At 70.8% G+C, this 22351-nt stretch carries 23 protein-coding genes; 16 read left to right on the top strand and 7 right to left on the bottom strand.

What is annotated here, in order from left to right:
* Nucleotides 1-94: 94 nt before the first annotated feature.
* On the bottom strand, nucleotides 95-562 hold the full coding sequence (locus IBX62_08545) for an NUDIX hydrolase (protein ID MBE0477129.1): 468 nt from the start codon (nucleotides 560-562) through the stop codon (nucleotides 95-97).
* A 136-nt stretch (nucleotides 563-698) separates the two neighbouring features.
* On the opposite strand from IBX62_08545, the gene IBX62_08540 reads away from it, so the two are divergent.
* The 4 genes from IBX62_08540 to IBX62_08525 all read left to right on the top strand — a co-directional run bounded on the left by IBX62_08540 (nucleotide 699) and on the right by IBX62_08525 (nucleotide 5936).
* Nucleotides 699-1661, top strand: coding sequence for an EamA family transporter (locus IBX62_08540; GenBank protein MBE0477128.1), 963 nt, complete (start codon nucleotides 699-701; stop codon nucleotides 1659-1661).
* 156 nt (nucleotides 1662-1817) lie between these two features.
* Complete coding sequence (locus tag IBX62_08535; protein MBE0477127.1) at nucleotides 1818-2099, top strand: hypothetical protein; 282 nt, start codon at nucleotides 1818-1820, stop codon at nucleotides 2097-2099.
* Nucleotides 2100-2325: 226 nt separating this feature from the next.
* Complete coding sequence (locus tag IBX62_08530; protein ID MBE0477126.1) at nucleotides 2326-4131, top strand: ABC transporter ATP-binding protein; 1806 nt, start codon at nucleotides 2326-2328, stop codon at nucleotides 4129-4131.
* Nucleotides 4131-5936: an ABC transporter ATP-binding protein gene (locus tag IBX62_08525; GenBank protein ID MBE0477125.1), complete on the top strand. Its 1806-nt coding sequence runs from the start codon at nucleotides 4131-4133 to the stop codon at nucleotides 5934-5936. The genes IBX62_08530 and IBX62_08525 overlap by 1 nt, the downstream gene beginning before the upstream one ends.
* 69 nt (nucleotides 5937-6005) lie before the next feature.
* On the opposite strand, the gene IBX62_08520 is transcribed toward IBX62_08525, so the two are convergent.
* The gene (locus IBX62_08520; protein ID MBE0477124.1) at nucleotides 6006-7604 is read right to left on the bottom strand and encodes an FMN-binding glutamate synthase family protein; all 1599 of its coding nucleotides are present in this window, start codon (nucleotides 7602-7604) and stop codon (nucleotides 6006-6008) included.
* A 142-nt stretch (nucleotides 7605-7746) separates the two neighbouring features.
* On the opposite strand from IBX62_08520, the gene IBX62_08515 reads away from it, so the two are divergent.
* From IBX62_08515 to IBX62_08500, 4 genes are all read left to right on the top strand, one after another.
* Nucleotides 7747-9075, top strand: a complete 1329-nt coding sequence (locus IBX62_08515; protein MBE0477123.1) for a glutamine synthetase — start codon at nucleotides 7747-7749, stop codon at nucleotides 9073-9075.
* A gap of 197 nt (nucleotides 9076-9272) precedes the next feature.
* Nucleotides 9273-9884: a PadR family transcriptional regulator gene (locus IBX62_08510; protein ID MBE0477122.1), complete on the top strand. Its 612-nt coding sequence runs from the start codon at nucleotides 9273-9275 to the stop codon at nucleotides 9882-9884.
* Nucleotides 9881-10462 (top strand): flavodoxin family protein, encoded by a 582-nt coding sequence (locus tag IBX62_08505; GenBank protein MBE0477121.1) that lies wholly within the window; start codon nucleotides 9881-9883, stop codon nucleotides 10460-10462. Before IBX62_08510 ends, IBX62_08505 begins: the two co-directional genes overlap by 4 nt.
* Before the next feature lie 2 nt (nucleotides 10463-10464).
* Nucleotides 10465-11451 carry an alpha/beta fold hydrolase gene (locus IBX62_08500; protein MBE0477120.1) on the top strand — a complete coding sequence of 329 codons (987 nt, stop codon included), beginning with the start codon at nucleotides 10465-10467 and terminating at the stop codon, nucleotides 11449-11451.
* 32 nt (nucleotides 11452-11483) lie between these two features.
* Here IBX62_08500 and IBX62_08495 read toward each other — a convergent pair whose 3' ends face one another.
* Nucleotides 11484-12539, bottom strand: a complete 1056-nt coding sequence (locus IBX62_08495) for a calcium/sodium antiporter (protein ID MBE0477119.1) — start codon at nucleotides 12537-12539, stop codon at nucleotides 11484-11486.
* A 72-nt stretch (nucleotides 12540-12611) separates the two neighbouring features.
* Here IBX62_08495 and IBX62_08490 point away from each other — a divergent pair, with 72 nt between their 5' ends.
* Entirely contained in the window at nucleotides 12612-13166 is a 555-nt protein-coding gene (locus tag IBX62_08490; protein ID MBE0477118.1) for a hemerythrin domain-containing protein, read from the top strand.
* A 4-nt stretch (nucleotides 13167-13170) separates the two neighbouring features.
* On the opposite strand, the gene IBX62_08485 is transcribed toward IBX62_08490, so the two are convergent.
* Nucleotides 13171-14358, bottom strand: a complete 1188-nt coding sequence (locus IBX62_08485; GenBank protein MBE0477117.1) for a cofactor-independent phosphoglycerate mutase — start codon at nucleotides 14356-14358, stop codon at nucleotides 13171-13173.
* Between the two features lie 130 nt (nucleotides 14359-14488).
* On the opposite strand from IBX62_08485, the gene IBX62_08480 reads away from it, so the two are divergent.
* The 3 genes from IBX62_08480 to IBX62_08470 all read left to right on the top strand — a co-directional run bounded on the left by IBX62_08480 (nucleotide 14489) and on the right by IBX62_08470 (nucleotide 15883).
* Entirely contained in the window at nucleotides 14489-14710 is a 222-nt protein-coding gene (locus IBX62_08480; GenBank protein ID MBE0477116.1) for a DUF2769 domain-containing protein, read from the top strand.
* A gap of 65 nt (nucleotides 14711-14775) precedes the next feature.
* Nucleotides 14776-15303 (top strand): GNAT family N-acetyltransferase, encoded by a 528-nt coding sequence (locus tag IBX62_08475; GenBank protein MBE0477115.1) that lies wholly within the window; start codon nucleotides 14776-14778, stop codon nucleotides 15301-15303.
* A gap of 40 nt (nucleotides 15304-15343) precedes the next feature.
* Nucleotides 15344-15883 carry a GNAT family N-acetyltransferase gene (locus IBX62_08470; protein ID MBE0477114.1) on the top strand — a complete coding sequence of 180 codons (540 nt, stop codon included), beginning with the start codon at nucleotides 15344-15346 and terminating at the stop codon, nucleotides 15881-15883.
* A 23-nt stretch (nucleotides 15884-15906) separates the two neighbouring features.
* Here IBX62_08470 and IBX62_08465 read toward each other — a convergent pair whose 3' ends face one another.
* The gene (locus IBX62_08465; protein MBE0477113.1) at nucleotides 15907-16386 is read right to left on the bottom strand and encodes a hypothetical protein; all 480 of its coding nucleotides are present in this window, start codon (nucleotides 16384-16386) and stop codon (nucleotides 15907-15909) included.
* Nucleotides 16387-16533: 147 nt separating this feature from the next.
* Between IBX62_08465 and IBX62_08460 the strand changes: the two genes are divergently transcribed.
* From IBX62_08460 to IBX62_08450, 3 genes are all read left to right on the top strand, one after another.
* Nucleotides 16534-18090 carry a threonine synthase gene (locus IBX62_08460; protein ID MBE0477112.1) on the top strand — a complete coding sequence of 519 codons (1557 nt, stop codon included), beginning with the start codon at nucleotides 16534-16536 and terminating at the stop codon, nucleotides 18088-18090.
* Nucleotides 18091-18218: 128 nt separating this feature from the next.
* A complete protein-coding gene (locus IBX62_08455; GenBank protein ID MBE0477111.1) occupies nucleotides 18219-19430 on the top strand; it encodes a hypothetical protein in 1212 nt (403 codons plus the stop codon).
* Between the two features lie 45 nt (nucleotides 19431-19475).
* Nucleotides 19476-19685, top strand: coding sequence for a hypothetical protein (locus IBX62_08450; protein ID MBE0477110.1), 210 nt, complete (start codon nucleotides 19476-19478; stop codon nucleotides 19683-19685).
* A 7-nt stretch (nucleotides 19686-19692) separates the two neighbouring features.
* Here the strand turns inward: IBX62_08450 and IBX62_08445 are convergent, their stop codons facing one another.
* Nucleotides 19693-20460, bottom strand: a complete 768-nt coding sequence (locus tag IBX62_08445; protein ID MBE0477109.1) for a copper resistance protein CopC — start codon at nucleotides 20458-20460, stop codon at nucleotides 19693-19695.
* Between the two features lie 181 nt (nucleotides 20461-20641).
* Here IBX62_08445 and IBX62_08440 point away from each other — a divergent pair, with 181 nt between their 5' ends.
* Nucleotides 20642-21232: a PRC-barrel domain-containing protein gene (locus IBX62_08440; GenBank protein MBE0477108.1), complete on the top strand. Its 591-nt coding sequence runs from the start codon at nucleotides 20642-20644 to the stop codon at nucleotides 21230-21232.
* A gap of 468 nt (nucleotides 21233-21700) precedes the next feature.
* Here IBX62_08440 and IBX62_08435 read toward each other — a convergent pair whose 3' ends face one another.
* Nucleotides 21701-22024 carry a DUF2769 domain-containing protein gene (locus IBX62_08435; GenBank protein MBE0477107.1) on the bottom strand — a complete coding sequence of 108 codons (324 nt, stop codon included), beginning with the start codon at nucleotides 22022-22024 and terminating at the stop codon, nucleotides 21701-21703.
* Nucleotides 22025-22351: the final 327 nt, after the last annotated feature.

Genomic DNA, 22351 nt, shown 5'->3' with positions numbered 1-22351 from the left:
TGTGTGGTTGTGACCTAACAGGATACGGACGCGGAGCCCGGAGTGTCAACGCGTCTACCGACCCGCTCGCGGCGCGCTCTCCCCGCGTCGCCTCCTACGGTGCGGTGAGGTGCGTCCAGGGCTCCAGTTCGCGCTCGAGGCGCCGGACCGACTCGGCGATGATGCGCCCGTGGTCGGCGGCCAGCGGCGGGAGGGCGTTCACGGGATGCCACCCGACGTCCGAGGCGTCACTGCCCGCGCTGGCTTCCGGCGCCGGGTCGGGCAGCGCGGCGACGAAGGCGCCCGAGACCACCCAGCCTCGTGGGTCCCGGCCGGGTTCGCCGAACACGCCGACCTGGTAGAAGGGGCCGTCGAGCTCGACACCGGTCTCCTCGGCCAGCTCGCGCCTCGCCGCGGCCAACGGCGGCTCCATCTCGTCCACGAAGCCGCCCGGCAGCGCCCACATGCCGAGGAACGGCTCCTGCGCGCGCTGCACGAGCAGCACCTCGCGGGAGCCTGGGCTCCCGCGCAGGACGACCGCATCGACGGTGAGGGCGGGCCTGGGGTACTCGTACGTCGGCATGGCCGGACTATACCCGAAGCGCGGGGAGCGGCCCGAGTCACGCCCCTCCGACATCCGGCGCGCGCCGCGGGACGCGGAGCGGCGCTTCTCGGGTATGCTGTGGGCTCCCGTCGTCCGGACGGAGCCGAGGAGACCCATGGCCCGCTCGCCAGGCATCCCGCATCGCGCCAAGCTCGTCGCCGCGTTCCTGACGCTGTACGTCGTGTGGGGCTCGACCTACCTCGCCATCCGGATCGGGCTGCAGGCCGACATGCCGCCGACGCTGTTCTCCGGCATCCGCATGGCCTCCGCCGGCCTGCTTCTCTTCGCGCTCGCGAGGCTCCGCGGCACCCGGGTGCGGATGCGGCCGGGCGAGTACCGCGTCGTAGCGGTCGTCGGGGTGCTGCTGCTGTGTGGCGGGATGTACTTCACGGTGCTCGCCGAACAGTACATCCACTCCGGTCTGTCCGCGCTGATCGTGGCCGTCGTGCCGCTGTGGACGGCCGGGGCCGAATGGCTGCTTCCCGGCATGGACCGCCCGACGGCCCGCGGGCTCGCGGGGCTGGTCATCGGGTTGGCCGGGCTCGGCCTGCTCATGTACCCGAGGCTCGCCGGTGAACAGGGCAGCGGGCTCGAGTTCCTCGGCATCGGGCTGCAGCTCTTCGCGACGTGGACCTGGACCGCCGGCTCGATGTACTCCAAGCGCAAGCCGATCAAGACCGACGGGACCGTCGCCACCGGTTTCGAGATGCTCACCGCCGGCGCGCTCCTGCTCGTCCTCGGGCTGGCGCTGGGCGAGGCGCCCAGGATGGCGCACGTCACCCCCACGGGCTTTGCCGCCCTCGCCTACCTGACGGTGGTCGGATCGGCGCTCGCGTTCACCGCGTTCATGTGGCTGCTTCGCAATGCGCCGGCATCCAAGGTGATGACGTACGCCTACGTGAACCCGGCGGTGGCGGTGCTGCTGGGATGGCTCGTCCTGCGCGAGCCGCTCGACGGCTGGATGCTGGCGGGGACGGCGGTGATCGTAGCCGGCGTCGCGCTGACGACGTCCGCGCCGGTGAGGCGCGCCGCGCATAAGGACGACGACGTTCCCGAGGTCTCGCCGGCGGAGGCGTGACGCCCGTCTCCCGGGTGTATTCACGCCGACGCCCCGTCTCCCAAGTGTGCTCACGCTTCTTGTGATTGGCTCCACAACCTCCACACATCCAGGGCACGCATGGGTCACAACGTGCTGAGAAGATGCTGCCAGGAAGATGGTCGAGGAGGTCCTGCGATGGTCGGTCAGGCGGGTGCGGCGGGGATCATGGAAGCGGTGCAGCAGGGTATGCTGTTGGGCGCCCTGCTGATGGCCTTCTCCGTGGCCGCCCTCGGGATGTGGCTCCGGTCGCCGCGTGCGCAGCGCACCGTGACGAGCCACGCGGACGCCGGAACCGTGAGCCCGGATCCCAGTGATCCGGCGGTGGCGCTCGCAAGGCTGCGTTTCGCGCATGGCGAGATCGGCCCGGAGGATCTCCGCAGGGTCCTGCAGGCTCTGTCGCGCGAGTGGCACGCGTGACCTAGCCCAGGAGGATCCTCGGACACCATTCCTACCTTCCTCCCTCCCTTTGCGGAACGGCGGGGCCCCAGGGCCCCGCCGTTCCGCGTCCGGGGCGCCTCCCGGCCTCCCGCGAGGGGGACGGCGTCCCTTCGGTAGTAGTATTCGGGTTCGGACGGACGGCGCGCCCGCACCCTGCCGCAGGCGGCGGCCGGACCGTCCGTACGAGTGACGACGTCGGAGGGGTATGACCCGGGCGCTCCTTCTCTCGCTCAAGTTCATGCGCGCATACCGCCTGCAGGCCGGCGCCGCGGTACTGGCGGTGCTGGCGGCGTCGGCCGCGGACCTCGTCGCGCCACAGATACTGCGATGGGTCATCGACAGCGGCATCGCACGGGGTTCCTCGGGCGTCATCTGGGCGGGCGCACTCGCTCTGGTCGCCGCCGCGGTGGCCGGCGGGCTGGCCACGTTCGTCCAGGGGTACCTCTCCGCCCGCGCCAGCCACGGCGCCGCCTACGACATGCGCGAGGCCATCTTCGGCAAGCTCCAGCGGCTGTCGTTCTCGTATCACGACAGGGCTCAGACCGGGCAGCTGATCACCCGGGTCACCTCCGATGTCGACCTGGTGCGCGAGTTCGTCGGAGGCGGGCTCGTCCAAGCCGTCTCCGCGATGCTGCTCCTCGCCGGCGCGGTGGTGCTGCTGCTCTCGATGAACGCGCGGCTCGCGGCGGTGGCTTTCACCGTCATCCCGGCCACGGTGGGCGTGCTGCTCGGCTTCGTCGGCCGACTATCCCCGATGTTCAAGGGGTTCCAGGCCCGGCTCGGCGCCCTCAACTCCGTGCTGCAGGAGAACGTCGCGGGCGTGCGCGTGGTGCGCGCCTTCGGGCGCGAGCCGCACGAGATCGAGCGCTTCCGACGAGCGAACGAGGCGCTGCTGGAACAGGGCATGACGGTCAGGCGCACCGTCGCCAACGCCTTCCCGCTGCTCTTCAGCGTGGGGACCATCGGGGTCGGCGTCGTGACCTGGGCGGGCGGAGCGCAGATCGTCGCGGGCACCCTCACGGTCGGCGAGCTCGTCGCATTCAACGCCTACCTCTTCCTGCTGCTGCAGCCGCTGTTCGTCATCGGCTTCGGAGCGCAGCAGATCGCGCGCGCGGGAGCGTCGGCGGAGCGGCTCTTCGACGTGCTCGAGGCCGAGGAGGAGGTCGTCGAGCGGCCCGGGGCGCACGCGCTCGACCGCACCGAGGGCCGCGTCGAGTTCCGCGACGTCACCCTTCGCTACCCGGGCAGCGACCTCGACGTGCTCGCAGGCGTCTCGCTGACGGTGGCGCCCGGCGAGACGCTGGCGGTGGTGGGCGCGACCGGGTCCGGCAAGACGTCGCTGGTGAACCTCGTGCCCCGCTTCTACGACGTCAGCGAAGGCGCGGTCCTCGTGGACGGCCACGATGTCCGCGACCTGACGCTCGGGTCGCTACGGCGCGAGATCGGCGTCGTCATGCAGGACTCCGTGCTCTTCTCCGGCACCGTCCGCGACAACATCGCCTACGGCCGCCCGGGAGCATCGGACGCCGAGGTGCGCGCCGCCGCGCGCGCGGCGCAGGCCGACGAGTTCGTCATGGGGCTGCCTCGGCGCTACGACACACGGGTCGGCGAGCGCGGAGTGCGGCTCTCGGGCGGGCAGCGGCAGCGCATCGCCATCGCTCGAGCGCTGCTGGTCGACCCGAGGATACTGATCCTGGACGACTCCACCTCCTCCGTGGACGCCCAGACCGAGGCCGCCCTGCGCGAGAACCTCGGTGAGCTGATGGAGGGGCGCACCGCGCTGGTCGTCGCCCAGCGTCTGTCCACGGTGCGGCGCGCCGACCGCATCGCAGTGCTGGAGGAGGGGCGGCTGGTCGATGTCGGAACGCACGACGAGCTGCTCGAGCGCAGCTGCGTGTACGCGGAGATCGCCGCGAGCCAGCTCGGCGCCCCCGCCTTGCCGCCGCCGCGGTGCGAGGCGCCCGAGGACGCCGGGGCCGAGGACCCGCGCCCCTCAGGCGGCGGACGCTGATGCCCCGCGGCGGACTTCGCTCGCTCGCCAAGGAGGAGCGTCCGCGCTCCAGTGCCCGGGCGGTAGGGCGGCTGCTGGCGTACCTGCTGCCGTACAGGGCGCAGCTGGCACTCGCGTTCGCCTGGCTGATCGCGTCCTCGGCCGCCAACGCGGCGACCCCGGCACTGACCGGCCGCCTCATCGACGCCGCCGTGCGCGGCGCGCAGTCGAACGCGGACGCCGGCGTGCTCACACTGCCCGCACTGCTGCTCATCGGGGCGACACTGGCGGCATGGTGGGCGCAGCGGGCACAGATCCTGATCCTCGGCACCGTGGGACAGCGGGGGCTCTACCGGCTGCGCGAGGAGGTCTTCGACAGGATCCAGCGGCTCTCCGTGGGCTTCTTCGACACGGTGGAGTCCGGCGACCTGATGAGCCGGCTCGTCAACGACATCGAGCAGGTGAACTCGTTCCTCTCGCAGGGGTTCCGGCGGGTGCTGGGCGCGGCCCTGGGTCTGGCGGCCACCCTGGCCGGCATGCTGATCGTGGACCGTCGCCTCGCGGCAGCGACCCTTCTCGTGGTGCCGGTCATGCTCGCCGCCACCCGGCTGTTCGGCTTCGTCGCGCGACGCGCCTTCGCCAAGCGCCAGGAGGCGATCGGCGACGTGTCGGCGACGCTGGCCGAGGAGCTGGCCGGCATCCGCGTCGCGCAGGCGTTCAACCGCACGGAGCGCAACCGCGGCGAGTTCACGCAGCGCAACGCAGCCAACCGCGATGCCAACGTCGCCGCCTCGGCGGTCTCCTCGGCGTTCTCCCCGACGCTGGCCGTGATCTCCGCGATGGCGACGGCGCTCGTGGTCGCCTACGGCGGGACGCTGGCGGCTCGCGACGCCGTCACGATAGGCGTCGTGGTGGCCTTCTTCGGCTACGCGCGCTCGTTCTTCAACGCGGTGACCCAGCTCGCCGGCCTCTACGCCGCGACGCAGTCCGCCCTGGCCGGCGGTGAGCGGGTCTTCGCCCTGCTGGACCAGCATATCGAGGTCGCCGACGCCCCCGGGGCGCGCGACGTCGGGCGGGCGAGGGGGCGCGTGGCGCTGCGCGGCGTGTCGTTCCGCTACGGGGACGGGCCGCTCGTGCTGCGCGACGTCGACCTGGAGGTGGAGCCGGGAACGTCCGTCGCGCTCGTGGGGCCGACCGGCGCGGGCAAGACCACGCTGGTGAACCTCGTCGCCCGCTTCTACGACCCCACGACCGGCGTCGTCACGCTCGACGGGACGGACCTCCGCGACGTGACGCTCGCCTCGCTGCACGCCAACCTCGGCGTCGTGCTGCAGGAGCCGTTCCTGTTCTCCGGCACGATCGACGAGAACGTCCGCTACGGCCGTCCGGGCGCGAGTGCCGAAGAGGTGCGGGCGGCGGCGAGGACCGCGCAGGCGCTGCCGTTCATCGAGCGCCTGCCCGAGGGGTTCGGCGCCCTCGTGGGAGAGCGCGGGATCACACTCTCGACCGGCCAGCGCCAGCTCGTCGCGCTGGCGCGCGCGGTGCTCGCCGACCCGGCCGTACTCATCCTGGACGAGGCGACCGCCTCCGTCGACAGCCGCACCGAGGCGCTCATCCAGGCCGGCATCCGCCGCATCCTGGAGGGGCGCACCGCCTTCGTCATCGCGCACCGGCTCTCGACCGTGCGCGACGTCGACCGGGTCGTGGTGATCGACGAGGGGCGTATCGTGCAGGACGGCGCATACGACGAGCTTCTGGCCGCCGAGGGGCTGTTCGCGCGCCTCCACGCCGCCCAGTTCGGGGGTCGACGCCGGCCCGGCGCGTGACGGCGGCGCGCCGGGACCCGCGGTGTGTGAGGAGACGCGGCGGGTCCCTGGGACCCGCCGCGCGAGCGCCTACTCGCCGCGCTCGATTATTCGCGCCGCCTCGTCGCGGTCCTTCTCCATCACGTACGGGATGCCGGAGACCTCCGAGGCCTCCTTCGTGAGCGCGATGAGGTCCGCGCGGCTGATGGCCGGGATCGAGAAGTTGCGCGAGCCGGACATGAGCTGCTGCAAGCCTACGCGCAGCTTGTCGGCGAACGTGTACAGCCCGACAGCGCCGAGCGGGATGTCCTTCAGGTCGCCGCCGTACTTGGCCTTCAGCGTCTCCCAGGTGACGAAGATCTCCTCGGGCACGTCGCCGAACTTCGAGACGGTCTTCGGCAGGTCCTGGGCCTTCATCCACAGGTCGATGTTCTTGCCGACGAAGCCGGGGATCATCAGCGCGCGGCCCATGCAGACCGCCTTGGTGTGCGGGGCCCCCATGGCGAGCACCTTGAAGATGTGGTCCTCGGTGGAGAACCCGCCCGCGATGGCGATGTCGGGCACCCGCCCTCCGTGGTAGCGTAGTTGTTCGACGAGGTCGTTCGTCATGGCCTGCAGGTAGAAGGTCGGCACGCCCCACTCCTGCATCATGCGCCAGGGGCTCATGCCCGTGCCGCCGGGCGCGCCGTCGATGGTGAGCAGGTCGATCCTGTTGTCCGAGGACCACTTGATCGCCATCGCGAGCTCGCGCATGGAGTACGCACCCGTCTTGAGCGTGACGCGCTTGGCGCCGAGGGCGCGCAGGCGCGCGACCTCGTTCGCGAAGCCCTCGCGGTCGATGAAGCCCAGGCGGCTGTGGCGCTCGAACTGCCGCACGGCGCCATCCTCGTACGCGGCCTTCATCGCGGGGTCGCTCGGGTCGGGCGTGACGAGGTAGCCGCGCCTCTGCAGCTCCAGCGCGCGGTCCAGCGTGTCGACCTTGATCTCGCCGCCGATGCACTTGGCGCCCTGGCCCCACTTGAGCTCGACGGTCTCGACGCCGAGCTTGTCGATCACGTACTCGGCCACACCGAGACGCGTGTCCTCGACGTTCATCTGCACCAGGATGTCGCCGTAGCCCTCATGGAAGCGGCGGTAGAGCTCGACGCGGCGCTCCATGTCCGGCGAGCGCGTGACCTTGCCGTCGGAGCCGCGCTCCAGCTCCGGGTCGATGCCGCAGACGTTCTCGCCGCAGACGAGCGAGATCCCCGAGATGGCCGCGCCGATGGCGAAATGCTCCCAGTTCTTGCGCGCGATCTCCGTCGAACCGAGCGCGCCCGTGAAGACCGGCAGCTTCATCTTGACCTTGTGCTCGGTACCGAACCCGGTCTCGGTGTCCACGAACGGGAACAGCGTGTTGTCGGGAGTGCCCTCCGCGCCATCGGGCAGGCCCTTCGCGCCAAGCGCATAGCCGAGGATGTTCAGGTGCGAGTAGTCGACGGGATAGTCCTTGTCGGCTCCGGCCGTCATCTCGCCGAAGGGGCCGGGGTACAGGACCTCCCTGCCCCGGAAGGACGACTTGAAGACGTCGCAGTTTCCGCGACAGCCGTCGAGGCACCGCGTGCAGATCCCCGACTGCGGGGTCCAGTCCCTGGAGCGGTTCGAAGTCTCGAGAGCCTCGTTGGCGTTCTGGCGCGAGATGTTGCCCATGCCGGCTTCCCTATCCCTTCCTGTCTCTCGTCGGACGATCCTGGCGACCCGGTGCGGGCGCCAGGTCTGCGCGCTACTGTAACACCCGGGAACGTGATAGACATACGAGGGAGAAGCGTCGGCGACGGAGGGAGTGCGGCGAATGCCGGAGAAGCTGCGCGCGAAAGCGATCGGCGACATCCGCGACAAGGACGTCGAGTTCATCCACCTGTGGTTCACGGACGTCCTCGGGTTCCTGAAGACGTTCGTGATCACCGCCGACGAGCTGGAGAACGCGGTAGGCGAGGGGATGGGCTTCGACGGCTCCTCGATCCAGGGTTTCGCGCGCATCCAGGAGAGCGACATGATCGCACTGCCCGACCCCGCCACGCTGCAGATCCTGCCCTGGCGGACCGGCGGCAGGCTCGTCGCCACGATGTTCTGCGACGTACTGCGGCCCGACGGCACGCCCTACGACGCCGACCCGCGCTACGTGCTGAAGCGCAACCTGGCACGCGCCGAGGAGATGGGATACGCGTTCTACGTCGGACCGGAGCTCGAGTACTACTACCTGCGCAACGACGCCGGCACCGAGGTGTTGGACCGCGGCACCTACTTCGACATGACCACGCGCGACCTGGCGGTGGACCTGCGCAAGGAGACCGTGCGCGTGCTGAAGGACTTCGGCATCGGGGTGGAGTACAGCCACCACGAGGTGGGACCCAGCCAGCACGAGATCGACCTGCGCTACGACGAGGCGCTGCGGATGGCCGACAAGGTGATGACCTACCGGCTCGTCGTGAAGGAGGTGGCGCAGCTCAACGACTTGTACGCCACCTTCATGCCCAAGCCGATGTACGGCGAGGCCGGCAGCGGGATGCACGTGCACCAGTCACTGTTCCGGGGCGACGACAACGCCTTCTACGACGCGGAATCCGACTACCACCTCTCAGACGTCGGCCGAGCCTACATGGCGGGGCTGCTCAGACATGCGCCGGCGATCGCGGCCGTCACGAACCAGTGGGTCAACTCCTACAAGCGGCTCGTCTCCGGGTTCGAGGCGCCGGTCTACGTCTGCTGGGCGCACCGCAACCGCTCGGCGCTCGTACGCGTACCCATGTACAAGCCGGGCAAGGAGAAGGCGACCCGGGTCGAGCTCCGCTCGCCCGACCCGGCGTGCAACCCCTACCTCGCGTTCGCCGTGATGCTCGCGGCCGGCCTCGACGGGATCCGCCAAGGCTACGACCTCCCGCCCGAGGTCACCGACAACATCTACGAGATGACCGACGCCGAGCGCGCGGCCGCCGGCATCGGATCCCTGCCCGAGGACCTGCACGAGGCGATCGACGAGATGGAGCGCAGCGAGGTCGTCAGGGAGGCGCTCGGCGACCAGGTCTTCGAGTGGCTGGTCCGCAACAAGCGCCTCGAGTGGCAGGACTACCGCAGCCGCATCACGCCTTACGAGACGGAGCGCTACCTGCCGATCCTGTGATCCTGGCCGCCAGCCTGACCGCGCCTCTCCCTGACCCGCCCATCAGCCGATGTAGGCGTCCTCAAGCCTGACTCAAGAGTTCTCGCCGCACGGCTTCCAGCGCTTATCCCGCGCATCCTCAAGAGTAGCTTCAGCCTTGCATTATGTATGTGCTGACATATACTCGTCTTGTCATATCCGCCTTCTGAGGCCTGTGGATGCCGCTCGAGCACGCCATACTCGGTTTCCTGGACAGAGAGCCGATGTCGGGCTACGACCTGAAGACCAAGTGCTTCGACCGCGAGGCCGCGCAGATCTGGACCGCGGACCAGGCGCAGGTCTACCGGACGCTCGACCGCCTCGTCCGCGACCGGAAGGTCACCGTCAGGCGCGTCCGGCAGCGCGGCAAGCCCGACCGGAAGCTCTTCTCCCTCACCCCCGCCGGCCGCGAGGCCCTGGAGGCGTGGCTGTCCTCGGCCGACGAGCCGGGGGTCGTGCGCGACCCGTTCCTGCTGAAGCTGCTCTTCGCCGACCGCCTTGACGACGCGCGGTTCCTCGCGCTGCTCGCCGAGGAGCGTCGCGGCTACCAGGAACGGCTGCATACCCTGCGTTCGGCGCTGGCGGAGCGGACCGCCGCCGTGACGGCGCGGGGGACGCGGACGGACGCCGTCGCGCGCATCGCCCTGGAGGGCGCGCTGGCACCGACGCGCGCCGCGATCGACTGGCTCGACGATGCCGCCGACCGCGTCGCGGCAGGGATCCCGGCGCGAAGCGGGACGGCGGCTGCGAGCAGCGGGCCGGGGACGGCCGGCGAAGGGAGGTCCCGGTGAGGATCGTCGCGATCGACGCGAGCCCGAGGCGTGGGGTGGTCACCCTGTCGGTGGAGGCCGCGGCCCGTGCCGCCGAGGACGCGGGCGCCCACGTGGACCGGGTGCGCCTCTGCGAGCTCGACATCCGGTTCTGCACGGGCTGCTCCATGTGCCGTGCGACGGGACGCTGCAAGATCGCCGACGACCTCCCCGCGCTGGCCGACCTCGTCGCCGCGTCCGACGGGGTCATACTGGGCACGCCTTCGTACTTCCGGCGGCCTAACGAGGCCACGCAGGCGCTGATCGACCGGCTGTCCAGCTACTTCACGGAGGGGAGCGCGCGGGGCGACGGCCGCGTGCCGGCGACGGGGAGCCGCCGCGCCGTCATCATCACGGCATGCTCCGCCCCCGAGCCGCTGGCGACGTTCTTCGGCTACTCGACGGGGCCGGTGCGAGAGCTGCGGCGAGCGCTGGGGCGCACGGGCACGCGCACGGTGGGCTCGCTGGCCGTGACCGACCTATGGCTGCACCCGGAGATGTGCGAGCTGGAGCAGGACCGGGCGAGCTCGCTCGGCCGTCTGCTCGCCGGTAAGCTGTAGCCATGGCGCACAGGTGGTCGAAGGTCGTCGCGGCACCGGTGGGCGCGGCGCTCCTCGCCGCTGCCCTGGTCCCCTTCGTCGTCGAGCTGCCCCCCGCCCCGGACACCGTCCCTCCGATGGAGCTCGCGGGCGCGGAGAGCCGCTTCGCCGTGGTCGACGGCATCCGCTTCCGCTACATGCAGGCGGGCGAGGGCGAGGAGCCCGCACTCGTGCTGCTCCACGGCTCCGGCGCGAACGCGGCGTCGTGGCGGCCCGTGATCGACGGCCTGGCGCGCGAGCGCCGTGTGGTCGCCTTCGACCGACCGGGCTTCGGGCTCACCGCCCGCCCCATGCCCCCGTTGCCCGCCGGGGACCCCTACGCCCCGGGGTCGGCGGCCGAACAGACCGTCGCGCTGATGGACTACCTCGGGGTCGGCAAGGCGGTGCTCGTCGCCCACTCGGCGGCCGCCGGCGTCGCCGTGCGAGCCGCACTCGACAACCCGCAGCGCATAGAGGGGCTGGTGCTCGAGGCCCCGGCCTTCGACGGCGGCGGCACGCTCGCGGCGCGCCTGCTCCGGCCGCTCATGCGCACGCGCTGGGGGCGCTTCTACGGGCCGCTTGCGATTCGGCGGACCTTCCCCCCGGCCGCGCAACGGGTCCTGGAACGCTCTCATCACGACGCCCGGCGAACCCTCACCGCGGAGCTCGTCTCCGCCTACCGCTTGCCGCTGCGCGCTCAGGACTGGGACCGCGCGCTGTGGGAGCTCTCGGCCGCCGGACCCGACGGCGCGGCTCCGGCCCTGCAGGAGCTTCGGGTGCCGGTGAGCGTCGTGTACGGAAGTGAGGACGCGATCGTCGCACCACAGGAGTCGGCGAGGGTCGCGGCGGCGATCCGCGGCGCCGACGCCGCCGAGCTCGCGGGGACGGGCCACGTTCCGCACGAGGAGCGCCCCGCCGAGTTCGCATCGGCGGTCGAGCGGCTGCTCGAGCGCGCGCGCACGAAGCGATAAGCGCTCGAGCACCGCGCCCGCCGGTCCGAGCGTCACGCCCACCCGAACAGCTTCACCACGTACAAGGCGTACATCAGCACGAGCAGCCAGCCCTCCCAACGGGTGATCTCGCGGTCCTCGGCCATGAAGAAGTAGAGCAGCGCCGCCACGAGCATCATCGGCAGGCCGAAGAGGCGGATCGCCTCGGCGGAGGCGAGCGGACCGACGAGACCGGCGACGCCGACCACGGCGAACGCGTTCAGGATGCAGGCCCCCAGCACGTTGCCTATGGCGAGCTCGAGGTTGCCTCTTCGCGAGGCGAGCACGGCGACGGTGAGTTCCGGCAGCGACGTGCCCAGGGCCACGACGCTGAGCGCGATGATCTCGCTGCCGATCCCGAGGATCCCGGCCAGCTCGACCACGGAGCGGACGGTGTAGGAGGCGCCCAAGTACAGGCCGAGCGCCGAGAGCCCGAGCAGGATGAACGCGCGGGCCCGCAGGGGGCCGGTCCCGACCTCGGCTTCGATCTCCTCCTCGAGGCGCTCGTAGAGCCCCTCGCGGCGACGGGCCATCGCGATGCCGTACATCACGTAGATGACCGAGCCGACCAGGCACACCAGCGCCTCGGGACGGGTGACTGAGCCGTCGTAGGCGACGATGGCCAGCACGAACGCCGAGCCGACCAGCAGAGGAAGGTCCACGCGCACGATCTCGTAGGTGGTGTGCAGCCGGCCACCGACGACGGCGGCGACGCCCAGGACGAGGAAGACGTTCGTCACGATGGAGCCCACGACGTTGCCCAGCGGGATCTCCGGCGAGCCGGACGTCACGGCCACCACCGACGCGACCATCTCGGGCAGCGTGGTGCCGACCGACACGATGGTCACGCCGACCGCGAAGGCCGGCATGCCGAGGCGGACGCCTATCTCCTCGGCGCCGGAGATGAAGGCACCGGCGGATCGCACCAGCACGGCCAGGCTCGCGATCAGCAGGGCCGACCACAGCAGCAGCACCCGGGTACACCTCCCGCCGGTATCGTACCAGCCACCCCTCCGGCCGGCTGCCGGCGGGATCCCTCCGTGAGGAGAGCCGCCGGTTGGGGTAACCATCCGTACCGGCGCCGTCCCCGCGCCGCGCCCGCGAGCCGCCCGCCGCCCGAGCTCGCGCCGGGAGGAGACGCGATGAGCTACCTGGACCAGCTGAGACAGGACCACGAGGACATCCAGACCGTGCTCGCCATCATGGCCGAGATGTCGAACCGGCTCGGCGGCGCCAGCCCTGTGAACCCGGTCGACCTCGTCAAGGTCGTCACCTACCTCGAGGAGTTCGTCCTCCGCGGTCACCTGGCCAAGGAGGAGCGCTACCTCTATCCGGCCATCGCCCAGACGGGTCTGCCCTCGGACAGCGGACCGCTCGCGGTCATGGTCGCCGAGCACACCATGGCCGGCAACTTCCTCGCCGGCATGCGCCAGGCCGCGGCGGACTGGGGCCAGGGAGACGAGGACCACCGACGCGTCATCGGCGAGTACGCGCGCAACTACGCGCTGCTCGTCGCTCAGCACATGGAGGAGGAGGAGCAGGTCGTCTACCCGATGGCCGAGCAGCGCCTCTCGCCGGATGCCAAGCGCCACCTCGAGGAGGCGTTCAGCCAGCACGAGTTCCAGGTGATGGGTCCCACGGGCCACGACCGGTACCATGAGATGGCCCACGAGCTCGCGGAGCTCTACCTCAACTGATGCGTCAGGGCAGCAGCAGCATACCCATCAGCTCGCTGCCGGGGTCCACCACCAAGCCTGTCCCCCCCGCATCCGGTTCTGAGTATGCCGCCGCGCTCGGCCCGGTGAGGCCGGGACCGTGCAGGACGAACGGGACGGGCTCGTCCACGTGCGTCCGCAGCGCGATGGGCGTCGGGTGGTCCGGCAACGCCAGGATGCGCAGCTTCCCTCGCCGCTCGCGCAGACGGGCGACGACCTCGCGGTCGATCGCCTCGATGGCGGCGATCTTGGCACTCACGTCACCCCCGTGGCCGGCCTCGTCGGGGGATTCCACGTGTACGACCACAACGTCGTGCTCGTCCAGGGCGGCGAGCGCGCCCTGGACCTGCGCCGTGTAGTCGTTGTCGGGACCGTCGGTCACGCCGGGGATGTCGAGCCGCTCGATGCCCGTCAAGGTCGCGAGGCCGCGCAGCAGGTCCACCCCGGAGGTCAGGGCGGCGCTCGCCCCCCGCAGCTCACCGAAGGGGACGAGCCCCGCTGGCGCGACGCCGGGCCAGAAGGGCCAGACGTCGGTGGCGGGCAAGCGGCCGGCGCTGCGGCGGCGCGCGTTGACCTCGGAGCCGGAGAGCACAGGCCGGGCGCGCTCCATCAGCGCGAGCAGCACCGCCGCGCCCGGGCCCTTCGGCAGGTGGCCCGCCACCGGCTTGTCGGGTATGTCGTGGGGCGGAGTGAAGGCGGTCTCCATCAGCTCCGGGTGCCCTTTGACGACCATGACGTGCCGGTACGCCACTCCGGGATGGAACTCGAAGCGCTCGTCGGCGGCGAACTCCTCGGCGAGCTCGCCGAGGATGGTGTGGGACTCCTCGGTTGTGATGTGCCCGGCCGAGTAGCTGCGCATCACACCGTTGACGACCGTCACCAGGTTCAGCCGCAGCGCCACCTCGCCGGGCGCGAGCTCGATGCCCATGCTCGCGGCCTCGATCGCTCCGCGTCCGACGCGGTCTCTCACCGGGTCGTAGCCGAGGATCGAGGCGCACGCCGCGGCGGAGGAGGGCTCCTCCCCGATCGGGATCGTACGGGCGAGACCGACGACGCCCTCCCGGGCGAGCGCGTCGAGATGAGGTGTCGCCGCGGCCTGCAGCGTCGTGCGGTCGCCGAGGGCCTCGATCGGCCAGCCGGCCGCTCCGTCCAGTATCACCACCACGTGTCTCACATCACGCTCCCTGCGCCGCCGGAGGGCCCCCTTCCCTATCGGAGAAGCGTATCAGAGCCGCGCCGGAGCGCCACAGCGGAGCCGATCCGGGGAATCACAACCGGTACCCGGACGGGAGGAGTGGCGACCGATGCCGGTACCCGACGAGCCCGGCAACGCTGATGCCTGCATCTGCCCCGCGTGCCCGACGCACGACGATTGCATGAAGGACGCCGGCGAGACGCTCTTCTGCGCCCGGGGCCGCAGCTCGTGCTTCCCGCAGAGCCGCGGCTGCATCTGCGGCGACTGCCCCGTCTGGGCGCACTACGGACCGGCGGGCCACTACTTCTGCATGGAGGGAGCGGCGCCGTGACGGCCTTCGGGGGACGTCCGGGCGAGGCGTGCCGACCCGGACGGGAGCGGCCGGCGGAGCCGCCCGTGCTGCGAGGCGAGCACGTCACCCTGCGTCCGTTGCTCGAGACCGACGCCGGTCCGCTGGCGGCGCTGTTCGCTCATCCCGAAGTGGCGCGCTGGTGGCTGAACTGGGACGAGGCCAGGGTGCGGGCGGAGTTGCTGGACTCCCGGGAGGCGGCCGTTCTCGCGATCGAGGTCGAGGAGCGGCTCGCCGGCGTCATCATGTTCACCGAGGAGGACGACCCCGACTACCGGTTCGCGCAGGTCGACGTCACGGTGGCCGGCGAGCACGTGGGCCGCGGGCTCGGCACCGACGCGCTGCGGACGCTGCTGCGCTACCTGATCCGCGAGAGAGGCCACCACCACGTGCTCATCGACCCCGCCGCGGACAACGCGCGGGCGATACGCGCGTACGAGAAGGTGGGGTTCAAGCCCGTCGGCATCCTGCGGCAGTACGAGCGCAGACCCGACGGGTGGGCCGACGCGCTGCTGATGGACCTCGTGGCCGACGAGTTCGAGGAGCTCGAGGCGCGGCGCGATGCGAGCGGGTAACTACCCTCATCGGACGACGAGCGGGAGGAGTGGTCGCGAGATGGCTCAGGTGACAGGGACGACCGTAGGGCCGGTGCGGACGGCCGAAGGGCTGAGCGTGGCGCTTCGCGAGATCAACCCCGAGGACCTCGACACGCTCAAGGACATGCTGCGCGAGCCCGGGATCTCGCGGTGGTGGGGCATGTACGACGACGAGCGCGTGCGCGCGGAGTTCCTCGGCGACGAGGTGGGCGTATACCTCATCGAGGCGGACGGCGAGCCTGCCGGGGCGATCGAGTTCGTGGAGAACACCGACCCGGACTACCGTCACGCCCAGGTGGACCTGTTCGTGACCGAGCGGATGCAGGACCGCGGCGTGGGCACGGCGGCCGTGAAGGCGCTCGTGAAGCACCTGTTCGAGGACCTCGGGCACCACCGGGTGGTGGCTGCGCCCGGGGCGCAGAACGAGCGCGCCGTCCGCTTCTTCGAGGACGTGGGATTCAAGCGCGTCGGCACCCTGCGCCAGTACGAGAAGCAGCCCGACGGCTCGTGGGGCGACAACGTCATGCTGGAGCTGCTGCGCGGAGAGTTCGAAGCGTAGGGGCGCGGCGACCCCTGCCGTCGCTACCGTCCCACCTCGACCTGCGTCATCACGACCTCGCCGTCGACCGTCACGGGCGGGTCGCCGTCCGGGAACTCGTACTGGCCGATGACACCCGTCTCGAGGTGCAGCATCGCCCACATCCTCTCTCCCGGCTCGGGCGCCCGCTCGAGTTCGACCACGACGTCCTCATTGGTCCCCGGTTGCACCGCCGTGTACCCGAGGTCGGCGGCCGGCGCGTCGTTCTCGTCGGCGTGGATCACGACCCAGCCTTGCGAGGTCGCCTCCACGCTGTCGATCGTGACCCGGCCGTCGGTCACCGAGACCGGCGGCTGAACGGTGACGGTCGGCTCGACCGCCTCGGGGGCCTCGACGGGCGGGGTCTCCTCCCGCGTCGGTTCCTCCCGGGTCACGTCTTCCTCGGGCTCCTCGGCCGGACAACCGGCCGCGCCGACGACGCCGAGAACCAGGATCGTAGCCAGCAACCATCTCGACAGCCGCATCTGCGCTCCCTCCTCCGTCTGCGGGGCTGCCGGATGATTCCCACAAGCGACAGGAGCGGACGCCGGCGGCTCTATCTCCCGCGCCGCCTCCTCGTAGCCTGTCTTCCGCCCCCTCGGCCCGGCTTCGGCGCGTGCTACCATGCGCGCATGAAGAGCGCGCGCTACCTCGACACCCGAGGCCTCGACACCACCCGCCCCGCCTTCTGCGGCGTCGTCGTCAAGGGCATCGCAGCCGGCGGCGGGCTGTACGTGCCCGAGGAGCTGCCGGCCCTCACGCTGCCCGAGATCCTCGCCTTCGCGGACTGGCCGTACTGGCGGCGCGCAGCGGCCTTGTTCTCGCGCTTCGGCGTCGACATGCCGCCCAACCGTGTGGACGTGCTCATGCGCGCCGCCTACGGCGCCAAGTTCGACACGCCCGAGGTCGCGCCGGTGCGCGAGGTCCGCTCCGACATGCACGTGCTCGAGCTGTGGCACGGCCCGACGAGCGCCTTCAAGGACATGGCGCTGCAGTGCATGCCGCTGTTCTTCGGCGAGGCCGTGGAGGCCGACCGGCGCCGGCACGAGACCGAGGACGGATTCCTGATCCTCGTGGCGACGTCCGGCGACACCGGCAAGGCGGCCCTGGAGGGGTTCCGCGACCGGAAGCACACGTCGATCGTGGTGTTCTATCCCGCCGAGGGCGTCTCCGAGATCCAGCGCAAGCAGATGGTCACGCAGACCGGGAGCAACGTGGGCGTGTTCGGCGTGCGCGGGGATTTCGACGACTGCCAGGCCGCCGTGAAGGCCGCCTTCGCCGACGAGGACTTCAACGCCGAGCTCCACGAGCGCCACCGCCTGCGGTTGTCCTCGGCGAACAGCATCAACTGGGGGCGGCTGCTGCCGCAGATCGTCTACTACGTGAGCGCGTACGCGGACATGGTGCGCGGCGGAGGGGTCGCGCCCGGCGGGATCATCGACGTGTGCGTGCCGACCGGGAACTTCGGCAACATACTGGCGGCCTACTACGCGCGGCGCATGGGCGTGCCGATCGGGCGGCTGGTGTGCGCGAGCAACGAGAACAAGGTGCTCGCGGACTTCTTCGCGAGCGGGCTGTACGACGTGTCGTCGCGGATGCTCGTGAACACGCCCTCGCCCAGCATGGACATCCTCGTTTCGAGCAACCTCGAGCGGCTGCTCTACGAGCTCGCCGGCGCCGAGGCCGTGCGCGAGTGGATGCGCCAGCTCGCCGAGGAGAAGCGCTTCCAGGTCGACCGCGAGACGTTCGCGAGGATGCGCGAGGTCTTCGTGGGCGACTTCGTCACCAACGACGAGTCGCTCTCCGTCATCGAGCGCGTCTACGGCGAGAGCGGGTACCTGCTCGACCCGCACACGGCGGTGGCGTGGGAGGTCGCCGAGCGCACACAGGACTGCGCACCCGTGCTGGTGGTCTCGACCGCGCACTGGGCGAAGTTCGGCGTAGACGTCTTCAAGGCCCTGCGCGGCCTTCGCTACCGCGACTGGCTGCCGGAAGACCTCAAGGGCATGACCGGGGTCGACCTGGTGAAGCGCGTGGCGCAGATCGCGCCCGGGGCCGCCTGCGTCCCGCAGCCGCTCGCCGAGCTCGACGAGCTGCCCGAGCGGTTCACCGAGGCCGTGGACGCCGGACGCGAGGGCGTCGAGGGGGCGGTGCGGGGGTGGCTGGCCGCGCCGCGACAGGCACCCTAGTCCGTCCTGGCCGACTCGACTCCGCCTCCGCCTTCTCCCTCACCACGCGCTCGATCCCCTGAGTCTCCGCCGCTTCTCCCCCTATCCTGGGTACCTACGCCCGGAGCACCCGATGAGGGGAGGCAGGGATGCTGCGGCTCCGCTTGTTGACCGTCGTGTGCGTCGTACTCGGGCTCGCGCTCGTGCTGGCGGGCCTCGCGCCGCCGGCCGCCGAGGCGGCCACGATCCGGAGCGGCGACAGCGTCGTCATCCGCTCCGGGCAGACGATCCGCGACGACCTCTACGTCTTCGGCTCGACCGTGGACGTCGAGGGGCGGATCGACGGCGACCTCATAGCGTTCGCCAGCGTCGTCACGGTGGACGGTGAGGTCACCGGCGACGTGGTCGTCGGCTCCTCGAACGTCGACGTGTCCGGTCAGGTCGGGGGCAGCGTGAGAGCCGGCTCGGGCAACGTCGGGATCACCGGTCAGGTCGGCGAGGACGTGGTGGCCGGCGCCGGCCGGGTGCGCATCGGCAGCGGCTCCGCGATAGGGCGCGACCTGCTCGCCGGCACCGGCGAGCTCAACATCGGCGGCGACGTGGGGCGTCATCTGCGAGCGGGCGCGGGTTCCGTGGTGGTCGGGGGCACGGTCGGCGGCGACGCCGACGTCTCGTCCGGCAGGATCCGTTTCCAGCCCGGAGGCCGCATCGAGGGCGACCTCCTCTACCGCTCGGAGCGGCGACAGGACGTCCCCGAGGGCGCCGTCGGCGGCGAGGTCACGTTCCGTGAGGCTCCGCGCGAGCGCGAACGGGAGCGCGGGCCGGCGGCCGCGGTGCTGTTCTGGTTCCTCATCTGGATACGCGGGCTCATCGGCATGGCGCTGCTGGCGCTCCTCGTGACGCTGCTCTTCCCCTACTTCTCGCTGGCCTCATCCGAGGAGATCCGGGTGCGGCCGGGACCCAGCGTCGGCATCGGCGCGGCACTGTTCTTCGGCACGCCCTTCGTGGCGATGATCACGCTGATCATCGGCATCTTCGTCGGCGGGTGGTGGATCGGTCTCATGCTGCTGGCGCTCTACCTCATCGCGCTGGCCGTGGCGGTGGTGGTCGCCGCGGTGTTCGTCGGATCGCTCGCGCTCCGCGCTCTGGCGCGCGGCTCCGTCCTGCCGGTCTGGGCGGCGCTGCTGGGGCTGCTCATCCTGTGGCTGATCCGAATCGTGCCCATCCTCGGCTCGATCGTGCTGTTCGTGGCGATGCTGTTCGGGCTCGGCGCTGCCGTCATCACGTTGTGGGAGACCGCGAAGCGCTGCCGGGCCGCGAGAGCGGCGCCTGCGATGCGGCCCGACGAGCCGCTGGCGTGAGGGGGAGCGGCACGAACGGAACGGAAGGGAGTGCCGACGATGGCCATGCAGTGCGAGCGTCCGGGAGACACGCGGTACCACGTGGACCGGATCAAGGGGATGCTGAGCGAGGCGATGGACCACGCGCGGCACGACGTCGAGTGCGTGGACGATCCCGAAGCCAAGGCGATGTTCGAGACGACCGCCGAGGTCCTCGGAGGGCTCAGGCAGGCCTACGAGCGCTTCGAGCGGGGCAGCACACCCGCACGGCGGTAGCGGGGCGCTAGGGGACGGCGCGGGTCGCAGGAGCGCTCTCCGCGGGCGGCTCCACCACCACGACCCGCCCCCTCATCTCGGGGTAGCGGCTCGGACAGTGGTAGGGCCACTCGCCGAGGCGGTCGAACAGGTAGGAAGCCTCCGCGCCGGGCACGAGGGGGCCGGTGTCCAGCCCGACCAACAGGTCGTGCGAGGCGTGCGGGTCGCTGCGAACCGGGTGCGCCTCGGCGTCCTCGTTGAGCCACGTCACGATCGTCCCCCGGCTGACCACGATCCACGGCGGCTGGAAGGCGCAGTCCTTCAGGACGACCCGTACCTGCGCCTGCCCCGTCATGTCCTCGTACTCCCGCCCGAGCTTCCGGTCCACGGAGAAGGAGAACCTGCCGACGTCCTCGGAGCCGTCCGGCCAGCGTGCCGTGTACTGGACCTCGTACTTCCCGGGCAGGTCCTCGGCGATAGAGACGCGCATGGACGACCTGTCCTCGGACAGGCGGGTCGTCCCCCCCGCGGCCTCACGCCACTTCCGCGTCACCTCGATCCTCGAGCCGGGCGAGAGCGGACGGTCGAAGTTCACCACGACCTCGACCGGCGTTCGCAGGAACTCCTCGCCGTGCTCGGGGGCCGAGTCCACGAAGTGCGGCGCGATCCTCGTGCTCGCCGCCTGCTCGTCGGCAGGCGAGGGCGCCTTGCGCTCGCAGCCCGGCAGGAGGGGGAGGGTCCACGCGAGGGCGACCGCCGCGAGCAACGGGAAGACCAGCTGACGAGGGTCTCTCATGACGTTCCTCTTGCCTGTCGGGCACGACGCCCGCGGCCGCCTCCCCGCTGTCGGACGGCGCTACGGGAGCACCTGCAAAGCGCGGGCCGTACCGCGTTCTCTGTGGGTGATTGCCATCGCGCGAGCCTGGGGAGATAGGTCCGTGGCGCGGATGGCGCCGGACCGAACGGAGGTGACCGCGGTGGCTATGAGAACACAGATGATGACGGGACAGGAGGTCTTCAGGGCCCGACGCTTCCTCGGGAAGGACGTCTTCGACGTCAACGGAGACCACGTCGGCGAGGTCGAGGACCTCGTTCTGAGCGTCCAGACCGGATGCGCGCAGTGGACCATCGTATCGACCGGGGGCGTGCTGGGCATCGGCGAGAAGTACAGGATCGTGCCGATCCAGTCCTTCTCCATCGAGATGGACACGGGACGTCTCATGCTCGACTTCGAGGGGAGCCGGCTCCAGAACGCGCCCCGATACGACAAGGACAGCCCTCCCGATTGGAGCGACGAGAACTGGTCGCGCAGCGTCCGCTCGTTCTACGGGATGGACGTGGGCATGCAGCGCGAGCAGCCCGGCGGACGGATGCCGGGCGGAGAGGTGCCGGCCGAACAACCGCAGGGCTACCCCGGCTACGAGCGCCGTAAGGGCATGACCAGCTACGGGGGACCCGAGCGTCGGCAGACCAGGCGCGGAGGAGCAGGCGCCCGGGGCGGACAGCGGTGGCAGAGGATCGGCGCGCAGACCGGTCAGGGCCGGCAGCAGCCCGGCGGCGAGACCTAGGAGCAGCAGCAGCAAGGCTACGGCCGGCCGTCCCGCTCGGAGCCCAGGTAGGCCGGGGCAAGACGGCACCGAGGCTGCCCCCGAGCGCGGGGAGCGGACGTCTTGCCGGCGGTCGAGCTGTCAGGAGGGGCGGGAACCATATCCTCTCGCTGATCCGCGGGCGATCCAAGACTGCATCCTCGGCACGCGTCCTGCTAGGGTGATGGAGGAGAAGGCGATACGGCCTTCCGTGACCGAGGAGGTGATCCGAGTAGTGGTTGACTGTCCCGCTGCTTCGGTCTCGTGCTCCGGCGTTCTGTCCGGGAGCGAGGCCGCCTGAACGGCGCCTTCTCGGGAGACGGGAACCCGGGCGCGAACGCGCCTGCTGGGCCCGGAAGGAACCAGTAAGCAAGTCGCTGTTCGGCAGCGATGGAGAGGCCGCCCCGAACCGGGGCGGCCTCTCGCGCGTTCGTGCGGATCCCTCCACCCTCAGCCGACGTCGGCGGCGCTACCCTGCTGACAGTACTTGTAGGCGGACAACTCGTTCTCCTGGTAGACCTGGCACTGCCGCGGACACAGACACGGCTGCTCGTAGTCGAGGTCGCCGCAAGTAGCGATGCCTGTGGCGCAGTACAGCCCGGGCACATCCTGCGGCGATGGCGTCCCGTGCGCACCGGGCCCCATCATCGATCGCATCCTCTCGGACTTCTCGGCGATGCAGCTGCTGTTGGTCTGCACCGGGCACACACCGCACTGGCACTTCTCGATGTTGGACATGTTGAACTCGACGCGCTTCATCGTCGTCTGTTCCATGCTCACCCCTCCCTGGTCCGGTCGTTAGGTTGTACCCGGAAGGGCGGCCGCCCGACCGCTGCGAGCGAGGGCCGGGCGGATCATCCCGTCATTCAGGTCCAGGCATGTGAAAGAAATCACCATCCGGGTTATCATTGCTTCAAGAGACGGCTCCGGCCAGGGGCTGCGAGCCGACCCCCCAGTAGACGGGTTCCTGGCATGTTCGGGGGAAGAGGACCGGAGGATCTGCGCATCCTCCTCGAGGAAGCGCTGGCTGATTTCGGCGTGCGGCGGGAGCTCACCGTCGGCGGTACCGCCTACTACGCGAACGGCAAACCCTTCGCCGCG

The organism is Coriobacteriia bacterium, from assembly GCA_014859305.1.
Classification (GTDB): Bacteria; Actinomycetota; Coriobacteriia; order Anaerosomatales; family Kmv31; genus Kmv31.
This window is presented reverse-complemented; position numbering and strand designations above follow the sequence as displayed.